Source organism: Pseudomonas sp. B12(2026) (assembly GCF_057767015.1).
Genome location: NZ_CM173430.1, coordinates 4172492 through 4185472, shown reverse-complemented (window position 1 = coordinate 4185472; position 12981 = coordinate 4172492). Strand labels below are relative to the sequence as shown.

The following is a 12981-nucleotide window of genomic DNA, read 5'->3' as shown; positions in this document are numbered from 1 at the left end:
GTGACGGGGCGGAACGGAGCCGGCGGGGTTTGCCGGCAAGCCTTGCCTGTCCCACCATAGACCAGCCTCCGGGGCCTTACCGCCGGATACCGACGAACGTGAATGTCCCGAACTGGTCGAACCTTCCCTTCCCGGGCGCTGCGCGCCAGACTGTCGCTCATGCCGATCCAGACCCTTTCCCGCCTCGCCGATGTGGATGCCCGCCAGTGGGATGCCCTGCTGCCGGACGGCCAGCCGTTCCTGCGCCACGCCTTTCTTTCCGCCCTTGAGGAAAGCGGCAGCGTGGGCGGCCGGACGGGCTGGACGCCGGCCCATTGCGTCCTGCGCGGCGACGATGGCCGCCTGCTCGCCGCCGCGCCGGCCTACCTGAAGAGCCATTCCTACGGCGAGTACGTGTTCGACTGGAGCTGGGCCGACGCCTGCCAGCGGGCCGGCATCCGCTATTACCCCAAGCTGCTGGTGGGCGTGCCCTTCACCCCGGTGGGCGGCGCGCGGCTGCTGGGCGCGCCCGGGGCGGCGCTGAGCCTGGTCGGCGCGCTGGCGGGGGAGGTGGAGGAGGCGCGTTGTTCCGGCGTGCACGTGAACTTCACCGACGCCGCCGCCGATGCGCTGCTGGCCGGCGCCGACGGCTGGCTGGAGCGCCTGGGCTGCCAGTACCACTGGCGCAACCGCGGCTACCGGGACTTCCAGGATTTCCTCGACGCGCTCAGCTCGCGCAAGCGCAAGCAACTGCGCAAGGAGCGCGAGCAGGTCGCCGGGCTGGGCATCGATTTCGTCTGGATGGAGGGCCGGGAGCTTTCCGAGGCGCACTGGGACTTCGTCTACGCCTGCTACAGCAGCACCTACGAGGTGCGCGGGCAGGCGCCGTACCTGACGCGGAGCTTCTTCAGCCTGCTCGGCGAGCGCATGCCGGAGGCCGTTCGCGTGGTCTTTGCCCATCGCGGCGGGCGGCCGGTGGCGATGGCCTTCAGCCTGGTCGGCGGCGATACCCTGTACGGCCGCTACTGGGGCTGCCTGGCGGAGTTCGACCGCCTGCATTTCGAGACCTGCTTCTACCAGGGGCTGGATTTCGCCATCGGTCACGGCCTGCGGCGCTTCGATGCCGGGGCGCAGGGCGAGCACAAACTGGTGCGCGGTTTCGAGCCGGTGATCACGCGTTCCTGGCATCGCCTCGGCCATCCCGGCCTGCGGGAGGCGGTGGCGGAGGTCCTGGAGCAGGAGCGGGTGGGGATTCTGGCCTACGCCGAAGAGGCGCGGGCGGCGTTGCCGTATCGGCAGGACGGCTCTGCGTAGGAGCGAGCTTGCTCGCGAACTCGCCTGACGCCGGCCTTGCCGGTGGATCGCGGACAAGGGCCGATCCTACAGGGGCACCGCTTTCGTAGGAGCGGATCTTATCCGCGATGCTTTTGGTTGGGTGTTTCTGCGCCGCTTCGGCGTGTGCTGGGAGATTTGGTTTCGCCCCCTCGGGCGACCTACTTTGGCAAACGCCCCAAAATAGGCAAAGGTCTGTGCCCCATCATCCGGGTCCCGCTTCGCGGGACTTCCCTCGCTCCATCGAAGTTTCAGGGGCCCGCGCTGACGGGCCATCCCTGGCCCGACAGCGCTCTCGCGGCATCCATGCCGCTCAACCCCTGAAACTCCGATTCCACTCGGCCTCCTGAAGGGGCGCTTCGGTGCGCGCGGATATTCCTCTGGAAATCTTCAAGAGCCAAAGCCCAAAGCCACAGCGTGCCAGGGATTTGCTTGTGTAGGAGCGGACCTTGTCCGCGAAGCTCTTGAGCCGGGCCTATCGCGGACAAGGTCCGCTCCTACAAAAGTCGATCCCACCGTAGGAGCGGACTCCGTCCGCGATGCTCTTGCTCTTTGTAGGGTGGATAACGCGCAGCGTTATCCACCTGATGGGTATCGCTTCGCTCCACGCCATCCTACGACGTGCAAATCCTTCAGCCGCTGCTCTGCCTGTCACACCGAAATTGCAGGCGCGCGCAGGGTCCCGTCAGGAGGCCGAGTGGAGGTATTGCGCAGAGGGGCGAGCGGCATGGATGCCGCGAGAGGCTTGAAGGGCCATGGATGGCCCTTGCAAGCCGACCCTCGGAGCAATGCCGGAGCGAGGGGAGTCCGGCGAAGCCGGACCCGGATGTCGGGACAAGTCCTTTTGGTTCCTTTTGGGACGCCAAAAGGGACTCGCCCGGGAGGGCGAAACCAAAACTCTCAGCACACGCCGAAGCGGCGCAGAAACACCGACCCCAAAGCACGGCGGATAACGCTCAAGACGTTAGAAGATCATCGCGGGGGGATATCGGCGCAGTCGAGGATATCGGCGCAATGGCCGTGAATCAGGATCGCCCTCCGACCGCCACCACAGGCTCGCGGGGGATTGGCCAAGACGGCCGGAGGGCGATGTTCGCTGAGGCTCAGCCCTGGCTGGTGCTGCCGCCCCATTCGAGGAAACGCACCTTGTGGGTTTCGCCCTGGTGGTCCTGGTAGACCAGGTAGGCCGGAACGACGCCGACCCGGCCGGAGTTGTCGGTGCGGTGCAGCACCTTGTCCACGTCCAGCGGCATGCCGTAGTGGTACTCGGTGACCGGCAGATCGGCGCCGGGGTTCTTGATTGCGTCCTGGGCAAAGGCCATGGGGGCGAGGCTGGAGATGACAGCCGACACGACAGAGGCAAGCTTCATTCTGGGGTTCCTCGTGAATGGGTTTGAAAGCCCCACCGGGGAGCGCTGGCATCGATGATGTCTGTCCTGGGGTCCAGACAGGACAGGGGACGATGCTTCAGGCGTCCATCAGGTGGCGGGGCACGGGACAGATACTTCCATCCCGGCCGCCCGCCGAGAAATTGATGTGCTTGCTAATGAAGATTGACGAGGGTGATGCGGCGCTCTGTCGCAGGCGCCGCCGTCGAGGTGAAGCCTCAGGGCGTCCAGTCGCGCCAGTGCTCGCAGTCGCCCCGGCACTGGCCGGGGCAGGCGCAGCCGGTGCGGCTGCGCCCGGTGGCTTTTTCCATGCGCCGGGCGACCTCGTCGTCATCGGCGAAGGGCAGCATGCTGGCCTCCTCGATGCCGCGCCCGCGGTGCGCCCGCAAGGTCCAGCCGACGCCGAAATACAGCGCCAGCAGACCAGCCAGTCCCAGCCACGGGCTCATCTCAGACCATCCGCTCGGCGGCGAGCATGGCCTGCGGCTGGGCGAGGCGCACGGTCCGCCAGGTGTTCCAGGCCATCAGCAGCATGCCGGAGAGGAACATCAGCCCGCCGCTCATGCGCACCACGAAGCCCGGGTGGCTGGCCTGCAGGGCTTCCACGAAGGAGTAGGTCAGCGTGCCGTCGGCGTTCACCGCGCGCCACATCAGGCCCTGGGTGATGCCGTTGACCCACATCGAGGCGATGTACAGCACCGTGCCGATGGTCGCCAGCCAGAAGTGCGCGTTGATCAGGCCGACGCTGTGCATCTGCTCGCGGCCGAAGACCTTCGGAATCAGGTGGTACAGGGAGCCGATGGAGATCATCGCCACCCAGCCCAGGGCGCCGGCGTGGACGTGGCCGATGGTCCAGTCGGTGTAGTGCGACAGGGCGTTGACGGTCTTGATCGCCATCATCGGGCCCTCGAAGGTGGACATGCCGTAGAAGGCCAGCGAGACGACGAGGAAGCGCAGGATCGGGTCGCTGCGCAACTTATGCCAGGCGCCGGAGAGGGTCATCATGCCGTTGATCATCCCGCCCCAGCTCGGTGCCAGGAGGATCAGCGACATCACCATGCCCAGGGTCTGCGCCCAGTCCGGCAGCGCGGTGTAGTGCAGGTGGTGCGGGCCGGCCCAGATGTACAGGGTGATCAGCGCCCAGAAGTGCACGATGGACAGCCGGTAGGAATACACCGGCCGCCCGGCCTGCTTGGGCACGAAGTAATACATCATCCCGAGGAAGCCGGTGGTGAGGAAGAAACCCACCGCGTTGTGCCCGTACCACCACTGCACCATGGCGTCGGTGGCGCCGGAGTACACCGGGTAGGACTTGAACCAGCTCACCGGAATCGCCAGGTGGTTGACCACGTGCAGCATCGCGGTGACCACGATGAACGCGGCGAAGAACCAGTTGCCCACGTAGATGTGCGAGGTCTTGCGCCGCATCAGCGTGCCGAAGAACACCGCCGCGTAGGCGACCCAGACGATGGCCATCCACACTGCGCCGGAAAATTCGATCTCGGCGTATTCCTTGGTGGTGGTGTTGCCCAGCGGCAGGCTGACCAGCATCACCAGGATCAGCGCCTGCCAGCCCCAGAAGGTGAAGGCGGCCAGGCCGTCGGAGAACAGCCGCACCTGGCAGGTGCGCTGGACCGTGTAGTAGCTGGTGGCGAACAGCGCGCAACCGCCGAAGGCGAAGATCACCAGGCTGGTGTGCAGCGGGCGCAGGCGCCCGAAACTGGTCCACGGCAGGTCCAGGTTCAGTTGCGGCCAGACCAGCTGGGAGGCGATCAGAACCCCCATGGCCATGCCGACGACTCCCCAGACCACCGTCATGATGGCGAACTGGCGGACCACCTTGTAGTTGTACGCCTGCTCCGTGCTTCTCGTGTTCATGCTGGATTCCCGCTTGTGTCAGATCGTCCGGGCGCGCGCGGACGGGCCGGCGGCGCGCTCCGGTGAGCGGGCAATCTAAGGAGATGCGTCAGCGGGAAACAGATTCAGATGGGCCGTGCAAATGCATATCAGCGGCCAGCCGCGCGGATTCAGTCGATCGCGGCGCGCCCTGCGAGGAAATGCCGCAGGCGTTCCTGCAGGTAATCCACCGCCTGCTCGTGGGCGAGGTATTCGCTGACGCGCATCAGGCGCCAATACTGGCCTTCGTCGCCGAAACGGATGGCGTCGAACTCGGACTGTTCCAGCCGCGCCACCAGAAACCACGCCCAGGGCGCCGGGCCGTGGGTGGCGGGGTAGCGGCGCTGCCATTCGATGCGCTGTTCGTCCAGGCGCACGGAGAACTCCTCCTCCAGTTCGCGCAGCGCGCACTGCGCCGGAGTCTCGCCGCCTTCGCGGCCGCCGCCGGGGAAATCCCAGCAGCCGGGGTAGGGGATGCCGGGCTTGTCGTCGCGCTTGTAGACCACCAGTTGGCCGGCATGGAACAGCGCGAGCTTGGCGCCGGTGAAGTCGTCTTCGTGCCGCATGGCTTCATTCCCCCTGTAAGTCGACTAGTCTTTCCCGACTGCGGACGGTGCTTTGCCGCCCGCAAGCGCGTATGATGCGCGACCTTTTTCTTCGTTGCATGCCACACCGGGAGGTGCCCAGATGACCGACACGCACGAAAACCTTGATGAACTTACCCCCGCGCCGGCCGGCGAGAAGCTGCAGAAAGTCCTCGCCCGCATGGGCGTCGGCTCGCGCCGTGACGTCGAGGCCTGGATCGAGGATGGCCGGGTCAAGGTCAACGGCGCCGTGGCCACCCTCGGCCAGCGCATCGGCGATCACGACGCCATCGCCGTCGACGACCGCCTGCTCAAGCGCGAAGCCATCGAAGAGCACGTTCGCCGCGTGCTGATCTACAACAAGCCCGAAGGCGAAGTCTGCACCCGCGACGATCCGGAAGGCCGCCCGACCGTGTTCGACCGCCTGCCGCGCCTGCGCAGCGGCCGCTGGATCAACATCGGCCGCCTGGACATCAACACCACCGGCCTGCTGATGTTCACCACCGACGGCGAGCTGGCCAACCGCCTGATGCACCCGTCCTACGAGATGGACCGCGAGTACGCCGTGCGCGTGCGCGGCGAAGTCGACGAAGAAATGATCGAGCGCCTGAAAGCCGGCGTGATGCTCGAAGACGGCCCGGCCAAGTTCAGCGACATCCAGGAAGCGCCCGGCGGCGAAGGCTTCAACCACTGGTACCACGTGGTGGTGATGGAAGGCCGCAACCGCGAGGTTCGTCGCCTGTGGGAGTCCCAGGGGGTGATCGTCAGCCGCCTGAAGCGCGTGCGCTTCGGACCGGTGTTCCTGACCTCCGAACTGACCATGGGCCGCTACCGCGAGATGGACCAGCGCGAAGTCGACATCCTCAGCGAGGAAGTCGGCCTCAAGCCCGTCGCCCTGCCGAACCTGTCCGGCAAGGCCATGGAGAAGATCGAGCGGCAGTCGCGCAAGCTCGGCAAGAAGCTGGCGCCCAGCGAGCGTCCGGGCCGTGGCTCGCGTTCGCGCAAGGAGCACGCCGAAGGCGAGCGTCCGCAGCGCGCTCCGCGTCCGGTGGCTGGCGAGCGTCCGGCGCGTGCGCCGCGTGATTCCGACGAGCGTCCGGCCCGCGCCCCGCGTGGCGACGACAGCCGCGCGCCGCGCAAGCCGCGGGATGCCGGCAGTGATCGTCCGGTTCGCGCCCCGCGTGGCGAGGCTGCCGACGGTCGCGCTCCGCGCAAGCCGCGCGATGCGGGTGATCGTCCGGCCCGTGGTCCGCGCAGCGAAGCCGGTGAAGGCCGCGCGCCGCGCAAGGCCCCGGGCGATCGTCCGGCCCGTGCACCGCGTGGTGACGAGCGCGCTCCGCGTTCGTCCGACCGCAACAAGGGCGCCCCGCTGGCCGAGCGTCCGAGCGACGTGAACCGCAAGCGCCCGGCCCGTCCGGAAGGCGAGCGCGCCGAGCGCCCGGCCAAGCCGGCCCCGCGCAAGCCGATCGCCAAGCGCCGCCCGCAGGCAGCCGGCGACGGCATGCGTCCGGGCTTCAAGCGCTGATCGCGAGCCGAAATGAAAAAAGGACTCCTCGGAGTCCTTTTTTCTTGCCTGCGATCCGTGCCCGGGCAGGCGTCAGCCGGCGCAGGCCAGCCGGTTGCGCCCGGCGCGCTTGGCGCGGTAGAGCGCGTCGTCGGCGCGGCGCAGCAGGTCGTCCACCGACTCGCCGCCCTTGAGGGTGGCGCAGCCCAGGCTGATGGACAGCGGCAAGCGCTTGCCGCCGTTGACCAGGTGCAGCTCCTCCACGGCATGCCGCAGCCGCTCGCCCACCTGGACGGCGCTGCTGCCGGGGGTGTTGGAGAGCAGCACGAGGAATTCCTCGCCGCCGAAACGGAACACCATGTCAACGTTGCGCAGGCTGTTCCTGATCGCCGTCGCCACCGCGCGCAGGGCGTCGTCGCCGATGCTGTGGCCGTGCGCGTCGTTGATCTGCTTGAAGTGGTCCAGGTCGAGCATCAGCACCGACAGCGGCTGCAGGTGGCGCCGGGCGACCTCGACCTCGCGGTTCAGGGCCTGGTCCATGGCGATGCGGTTGCCGGCGCCGGTCAGCGCATCGCGCAGCGCGGACTGCACCGCGGCGCGGTAGAGCAGGGCGTTGCGCAGGGGGTAGAGCAGACAGGCCATCAGCGATTCCAGCTGGCCCAGCTCGGCCTCGGAGAAGCGCTGGCGGCGGCGGAAGCAGAGTTCGCCCAGGTATTCGCCGTCATGGCTGAGGCGATAGTCGGCGCTGTGCGGCGCCGTGTCGCCGAACTCCAGCCGCAGGTCGGCCCCGCTGTTCTGGTAGGCCAGGTAGTCCAGCGGCAGCAGGCGCTGGATCTCGCTGAAGAACACCGACAGGATGCGTTCGGCTTCCAGGCTCGCCTGCAGTTGCAGGTTCAGCTGCTGGCGCAGCTCCAGCAGGTCGAGCGGGCGCCTGGAGGGCTGGCGGGGTTCCAGGGTGGCCAGGCGCTGGAGCTTGGCGGCATCGAAGTCGATGGTGTTGGACTGCTTGGGTGGAACCATGGCGCGAGGCAACCTCTGACGCATTTCGTACGGCGACAGGGCAGACAGAGCGATTTTCGTGCCAGCCCTCGGAAAGTCTACAAATGAGGGCTTATGGACCGGTTAAGGCCGGTCCGGGTTCCGGAGGTGAGGACGGTTTCGTCAGAAGAATGGCGAAATGATGGCACTTCGCCGGGCGGGATAAAACGAGGTAGCCAGAAAACCGGCGGAGCGCGGCGCCCTCGATGCGGGGCGACGGCGCCGTGCTCCGGGGTGTCAGTCCTGGGCGTTGAAGGCCTGGCCGTTGACGCCCTTGCTGTCCGGGCCCATCAGGTACAGGTAGACCGGCATGATCTCTTCGGGCGCCGGGTTGTTGAAGGCGTTCTCGCCCGGATAGGCGTGGGCGCGCATGGCGGTGCGGGTGGCGCCGGGGTTGACGCTGTTGGCGCGCACGCTGCTGATGTCCTCGCACTCGTCCGCCAGTACCTGCATCAGGCCCTCGGTGGCGAACTTCGACACCGCGTAGGCGCCCCAGTAGGCACGGCCCTTGCGGCCGACGCTGCTGGAGGTGAAGACCACCGAGGCGTCCTCGGAGAGCTTGAGCAGTGGCAGCAGGGTGTGGGTGAGGCTGAACATGGCGTTGACGTTCACCTGCATGACGCGGGTGAAGTTGTCGGTGGAGATCTGCTCGATGGGCGAACGCAGGCCGAGGATCGAGGCGTTGTGCAGCAGGCCGTCGAGCTTGCCGAATTCCTTTTCGATGGTGGCGGCCAGCTCGTCGTACTGGTGCGGCAGGGTGGTTTCCAGGTTCAGCGGAATGACCACCGGTTCCGGATGGCCGGCGGCGACGATCAGGTCATAGACCTCGTTGAGGTAGTCCTCGGTCTTGCCCAGCAGCAGCACGGTGGCGCCGTGGGCGGCGAAGGCGAGCGCGGCGGCCCTGCCGATGCCGCGGCCGGCGCCGGTGACCAGGATTACGCGGCCCTTGAGCAGGTCGGGGCGGGCGGAATAGTCGAACATGGTTTCTCCTTGGCGGAGCCCGTCAGCGCGACGAACTCCTTAGGGTTCGGCTCAGCAGGAGCAGAGGGCGCGGTCGAGGACGGCGAGCAGCTCGCGCGGGTGGTCGACGATGACGTCGGCGCCCCAGTGCGCGGGGTTGTCGTCCGGGTGGATGTAGCCGTAGCGCACGGCCGCGGTCTTGGTCCCGGCGGCGCGGCCCGACTCGATGTCGCGCAGGTCGTCGCCGATGAACAGTACTTCGGACGGGTCGACCTTCAGCTGGCTGCAGGCCAGCAGGAGCATTTCCGGGTCCGGCTTGCTCCGGGTCACGTGGTCCGGGCAGACCAGCACCGCCGAGCGCTCGGCCAGGCCCAACTGCTGCATGATCGGCGCGGCGAAGCGCACCGGCTTGTTGGTCACCACGCCCCAGACCAGGCGCGACTGCTCGATGTTCTCCAACAGCTCGACCATGCCGTCGTACGGGCGGGTGAGGACGGCGCAATGCTCCTGGTAGCGGTCGAGGAATTCCTGGCGCAGGGTCTCGAAGCCGGGGGCTTCCGGGTCCATGTCGAAGGTTGCGGCGACCATGGCGCGGGCGCCACCGGAGACCACGTCCTGGATGCGCTTGTCGTCGATCGCCGGGCGGCCGTGGGCGGCGAGCATCGCCTGGCATACGGCGATGAAGTCCGGCGCCGTATCCAGCAGCGTGCCGTCCATGTCGAAGAGAACCGCTCTGAGCATGCGCTTCACTCCTCGCGCAGGGTCTGGATCATGTAGTTGACGTCGACGTCGTCGGCCAGCTTGTAGTGCTTGGTCAGCGGGTTGTAGGTCAGGCCGATGATGTCCTTGACCGCCAGCCCCGCATCGCGCGACCAGGCGCCCAGCTCGGAGGGGCGGATGAATTTCTTGAAGTCGTGGGTGCCGCGCGGCAGCAGGCGCATCACGTATTCCGCGCCGACGATGGCGAACAGGTAGGCCTTCGGGTTGCGGTTGATGGTGGAGAAGAACACCTGGCCGCCGGGCTTGACCATCTTGTGGCAGGCGCGGATCACCGAGGCCGGGTCGGGCACGTGTTCGAGCATTTCCAGGCAGGTGACCACGTCGAACTGGCCGGGCATTTCCTCGGCCAGTTCCTCGGCGGTGCAGCGGCGGTATTCCACCGGCACGCCGGATTCCAGCTGGTGCAGCTGGGCCACCGCCAGGGGCGCCTCGCCCATGTCGATGCCCATGACAGTGGCGCCGCGCTGGGCCATGGCCTCGCTGAGGATGCCGCCGCCGCAGCCGACGTCGAGCACCTTCTTGCCGGCGAGGCTGACGCGCTCGTCGATCCAGTTGACCCGCAGCGGGTTGATGTCGTGCAGGGGCTTGAACTCGCTTTCGCGGTCCCACCAGCGGTGGGCGAGGGCCTCGAATTTGGCGATCTCGGCGTGGTCGACGTTGCTCATGGTGTCCCTATTGATCAAAAAGCCGGAAACGAAGACTGACTATGATGCCAGCTTCGCTCAATGGATGGGGCGCGGCATGACAGATTGTCGCAGCGGCGGCCCGCATCCGGGGCCGCGCTGCCTGCGGACGCGCGCTCAGGCGCCGGCGATCCTGCGGCCCCATTCGCCGGCCACGGCGATCAGGCGCTCTTCGTCCAGGCGGGTGAGCCTGCCGTCGTCCAGCAACTGCTTGCCGCCGACCCAGACGTGGCGCACGCAGTCGCGGCCGCTGGCGTAGATCAGCTGGGAGACCGGCTCGTAGACCGGCTGCTGGGCCAGGCCCGAGAGGTCGAAGGCGGTCAGGTCGGCGGATTTGCCCAGCTCCAGGCTGCCGGCTTCCTGCTCCATGCCCAGCGCGCGGGCGCCGTTCAGGGTGGCCATGCGCAGGGCGCGGTGGGCGTCCAGCGCGGTGGCCTGGCCGGCCACGGCCTTGGCCAGCAGGGCGGCGGTGCGGGTTTCGCCGAGCAGGTCGAGGTCGTTGTTGCTGGCCGCGCCGTCGGTGCCGATGGCGACGTTGACGCCGGCCTGCCACAGGCGCTCCACCGGGCAGAAGCCGCTGGCCAGCTTGAGGTTGGATTCCGGGCAGTGCACCACCGAGCTGTTGGTTTCCACCAGTATGGCGAGGTCGTCGTCGTTCACCTGGGTCATGTGCACGGCCTGGAAGCGCGGGCCGAGCAGGCCCAGGCGGTGCAGGCGGGCCAGCGGCCGCTCGGCGTGCTTCTCCAGCGCCTGCTGGACCTCGAAGGCGGTCTCGTGGACGTGCATGTGGATGCCGGCGTCCAGTTCCTCGGCGAGCATCAGGATGTTTTCCAGCTTGTCGTCGCTGACCGTGTAGGGCGCGTGCGGGCCGAAGGCGACCTTGATCCGCGGGTGGTGCTTGAGGTCGTCGCGCAGCGCCAGGCCCTGGCGGATCGCTTCATCGGCGTCGCGGGCGCCGGGCACCGGGAAGTCCAGCACCGGCACGCTGATCTGCGCGCGCACGCCGGCCTTGTGCACCGCCGCGCAGGCCACCTGCGGGTGGAAGTACATGTCGGAGAAGCAGGTGATGCCGCCCTTGAGCTGCTCGGCGATGGCCAGCTCGGTGCCGTCGCGGACGAAGTCCTCGCCGACCCACTTGGCCTCGGCCGGCCAGATGTGCTCCTGCAGCCAGGTCATCAGCGGCAGGTCGTCGGCCAGGCCGCGGAACAGGCTCATCGCCGCGTGGCCGTGGGCGTTGATCAGCCCGGGGGCGAGCAGCATGCCCGGCAGCTCGCGGGTTTCCCTGGCCGGATGGCGCAGCGCCTCGGCACGCGGGGCGAGCAGGGCGATGCGGCCGTCGCGGATGCCCAACCCGTGACCCAGCAGGACGATGCCGGCGGGTTCCACGGGGACGATCCAGGTGGGGAGCAGGAGCAGGTCGAGCGGGACTTTGGCGGTGGGCATGAAGCGCATCCTGGGCGCGGCGGAGAGAGGGCCGGAGTATAGCCGAGCAGCACTGCCTGCGGCTCGGTATACTCGGCGCTTTTACCCGCCTGCGCGGGAAGATTCCTGGGGGCCGGGAAAGGCCCGCGATTCCATTCGAACGAAGAGGTGTTCCATGCGTGAGCGACTGTTGGCGGCCGAACGGGTAACGGCCATTGATTGGCGCAAGGGGACCCTCCGCCTGCTGGACCAGCGCCTGCTGCCGCTGGAGGAAACCTGGCTGTCCTATGAAAGCGCCGAGGGCGTGGCCGAGGCCATCCGCCAGATGGTGGTGCGCGGCGCGCCGGCCATCGGCATCGCCGCCGCCTATGGCGTGGTCCTGGGCCTGCGCGCGCGGCTGGCGGTCGGCGGCGACTGGCGGGCGGCGCTGGAAGACGACTTCAGCGTGCTGGCCGAGTCGCGGCCGACCGCGGTCAACCTGTTCTGGGCGCTGAACCGCATGCGCGACCGCCTGGAGCGCCTGAAGCCGGGCGAAGACCCGCTGCCGCTGCTGGAGGCGGAAGCCATCGCCATCCACGAAAGCGACCGCGAGGCCAACCTGACCATGGCCCAGCTCGGCGTGGAGCTGATCCGCAAGCAGCACAGCGGCCCGCAGAAGATCCTCACCCACTGCAACACCGGCGCCCTGGCCACCGGCGGCTTCGGCACCGCGCTGGGGGTGATCCGCGCCGCGCACCTGGAAGGGCTGATCGAGCGCGTCTACGCCGACGAGACCCGTCCCTGGCTGCAGGGCGCGCGCCTGACCGCCTGGGAGCTGGCCAACGAGAACGTGCCGGTCACCCTCAATGCCGACGCGGCCGCCGCGCACCTGATGAAGACCCAGAGCATCACCTGGGTCATCGTCGGCGCCGACCGCATCACCGCCAACGGCGACGTGGCCAACAAGATCGGCACCTACCAGCTGGCGGTCAACGCCATGCACCACGGCGTGCGCTTCATGGTGGTGGCGCCCAGCTCGACCATCGACATGAACCTGGAAAGCGGCGAGGACATCCCGATCGAGGAGCGTGACGGCCGTGAACTGCTGGAAATCGGCGGCAAGCGGGTCGCCGCCGAGGTCGATGCCTTCAATCCGGTGTTCGATGTGACTCCGGCGGACCTGATCGACGCCATCGTGACCGAGCGCGGGGTGGTCGAGCGCCCTGACGCCGAGCGCATGGCCCAGCTGATGAGCCGCAAGCGCCTGCACTGACGGGGCTGCGGCAATTCATCGAGGGGCTTGGGCGAGGGTAGGGTTTGACCCTGGCTTGTGGTAAGCTCCGACGGTTCTTGATGGGGCGTTTTTTCGGCCCCCACAGCATCGCGGATCAGCGGCCAAGTCGTTGATTTGTAGAGAGTCGGTGGCGCTTTGATGG

Annotated in this window: 12 protein-coding genes; 3 read left to right on the top strand and 9 right to left on the bottom strand. The window is 67.9% G+C overall.

Annotated features, from left to right (window positions below; translation table 11 throughout):
• Positions 1–159 precede the first annotated feature (159 nt).
• A complete protein-coding gene (locus tag AC3B6A_RS19330) occupies positions 160–1293 on the top strand; it encodes a GNAT family N-acetyltransferase (RefSeq protein WP_488398721.1) in 1134 nt (377 codons plus the stop codon).
• Between the two features lie 1121 nt (positions 1294–2414).
• Here AC3B6A_RS19330 and AC3B6A_RS19325 read toward each other — a convergent pair.
• The 4 genes from AC3B6A_RS19325 to AC3B6A_RS19310 form a co-directional block, all read right to left on the bottom strand.
• On the bottom strand, positions 2415–2681 hold the full coding sequence (locus tag AC3B6A_RS19325) for a DUF2790 domain-containing protein (protein WP_488398720.1): 267 nt from the start codon (positions 2679–2681) through the stop codon (positions 2415–2417).
• A gap of 236 nt (positions 2682–2917) precedes the next feature.
• Positions 2918–3148, bottom strand: coding sequence for a cbb3-type cytochrome c oxidase subunit 3 (locus AC3B6A_RS19320; protein WP_488398719.1), 231 nt, complete (start codon positions 3146–3148; stop codon positions 2918–2920).
• Between the two features lies 1 nt (position 3149).
• A complete protein-coding gene (gene ccoN, locus AC3B6A_RS19315; protein ID WP_488398718.1) occupies positions 3150–4577 on the bottom strand; it encodes a cytochrome-c oxidase, cbb3-type subunit I in 1428 nt (475 codons plus the stop codon).
• Positions 4578–4726: 149 nt separating this feature from the next.
• Positions 4727–5161 carry an NUDIX hydrolase gene (locus tag AC3B6A_RS19310; protein WP_488398717.1) on the bottom strand — a complete coding sequence of 145 codons (435 nt, stop codon included), beginning with the start codon at positions 5159–5161 and terminating at the stop codon, positions 4727–4729.
• A 121-nt stretch (positions 5162–5282) separates the two neighbouring features.
• Here AC3B6A_RS19310 and rluB point away from each other — a divergent pair, with 121 nt between their 5' ends.
• Positions 5283–6704, top strand: coding sequence for a 23S rRNA pseudouridine(2605) synthase RluB (gene rluB / locus AC3B6A_RS19305; protein ID WP_488398716.1), 1422 nt, complete (start codon positions 5283–5285; stop codon positions 6702–6704).
• Positions 6705–6776: 72 nt separating this feature from the next.
• On the opposite strand, the gene AC3B6A_RS19300 is transcribed toward rluB, so the two are convergent.
• The 5 genes from AC3B6A_RS19300 to AC3B6A_RS19280 all read right to left on the bottom strand — a co-directional run bounded on the left by AC3B6A_RS19300 (position 6777) and on the right by AC3B6A_RS19280 (position 11587).
• Entirely contained in the window at positions 6777–7703 is a 927-nt protein-coding gene (locus AC3B6A_RS19300) for a GGDEF domain-containing protein (RefSeq protein ID WP_488398715.1), read from the bottom strand.
• A 255-nt stretch (positions 7704–7958) separates the two neighbouring features.
• The gene (locus tag AC3B6A_RS19295; protein WP_488398714.1) at positions 7959–8702 is read right to left on the bottom strand and encodes a YciK family oxidoreductase; all 744 of its coding nucleotides are present in this window, start codon (positions 8700–8702) and stop codon (positions 7959–7961) included.
• Positions 8703–8753: 51 nt separating this feature from the next.
• Positions 8754–9431, bottom strand: a complete 678-nt coding sequence (gene mupP / locus AC3B6A_RS19290; protein ID WP_488398713.1) for an N-acetylmuramic acid 6-phosphate phosphatase MupP — start codon at positions 9429–9431, stop codon at positions 8754–8756.
• Positions 9428–10126 carry a bifunctional 2-polyprenyl-6-hydroxyphenol methylase/3-demethylubiquinol 3-O-methyltransferase UbiG gene (gene ubiG, locus AC3B6A_RS19285; protein ID WP_488398712.1) on the bottom strand — a complete coding sequence of 233 codons (699 nt, stop codon included), beginning with the start codon at positions 10124–10126 and terminating at the stop codon, positions 9428–9430. The genes mupP and ubiG overlap by 4 nt, the downstream gene beginning before the upstream one ends.
• Before the next feature lie 135 nt (positions 10127–10261).
• Entirely contained in the window at positions 10262–11587 is a 1326-nt protein-coding gene (locus AC3B6A_RS19280) for a TRZ/ATZ family hydrolase (RefSeq protein ID WP_488398711.1), read from the bottom strand.
• Between the two features lie 154 nt (positions 11588–11741).
• On the opposite strand from AC3B6A_RS19280, the gene mtnA reads away from it, so the two are divergent.
• Positions 11742–12818 (top strand): S-methyl-5-thioribose-1-phosphate isomerase, encoded by a 1077-nt coding sequence (gene mtnA, locus AC3B6A_RS19275; protein ID WP_488398710.1) that lies wholly within the window; start codon positions 11742–11744, stop codon positions 12816–12818.
• Positions 12819–12981: the final 163 nt, after the last annotated feature.

Coding starts and splice junctions, on each gene's coding strand:
- mtnA (WP_488398710.1), top strand. CDS start 11,742: ATGCGTGAGCGACTGTTGGCGGCCGAACGGGTAACGGCCATTGATTGG.
- AC3B6A_RS19320 (WP_488398719.1), bottom strand. CDS start 3,148: ATGAGCCCGTGGCTGGGACTGGCTGGTCTGCTGGCGCTGTATTTCGGC.
- AC3B6A_RS19300 (WP_488398715.1), bottom strand. CDS start 7,703: ATGGTTCCACCCAAGCAGTCCAACACCATCGACTTCGATGCCGCCAAG.
- AC3B6A_RS19325 (WP_488398720.1), bottom strand. CDS start 2,681: ATGAAGCTTGCCTCTGTCGTGTCGGCTGTCATCTCCAGCCTCGCCCCC.
- AC3B6A_RS19310 (WP_488398717.1), bottom strand. CDS start 5,161: ATGCGGCACGAAGACGACTTCACCGGCGCCAAGCTCGCGCTGTTCCAT.
- ccoN (WP_488398718.1), bottom strand. CDS start 4,577: ATGAACACGAGAAGCACGGAGCAGGCGTACAACTACAAGGTGGTCCGC.
- AC3B6A_RS19295 (WP_488398714.1), bottom strand. CDS start 8,702: ATGTTCGACTATTCCGCCCGCCCCGACCTGCTCAAGGGCCGCGTAATC.
- rluB (WP_488398716.1), top strand. CDS start 5,283: ATGACCGACACGCACGAAAACCTTGATGAACTTACCCCCGCGCCGGCC.
- AC3B6A_RS19330 (WP_488398721.1), top strand. CDS start 160: ATGCCGATCCAGACCCTTTCCCGCCTCGCCGATGTGGATGCCCGCCAG.
- AC3B6A_RS19280 (WP_488398711.1), bottom strand. CDS start 11,587: ATGCCCACCGCCAAAGTCCCGCTCGACCTGCTCCTGCTCCCCACCTGG.
- ubiG (WP_488398712.1), bottom strand. CDS start 10,126: ATGAGCAACGTCGACCACGCCGAGATCGCCAAATTCGAGGCCCTCGCC.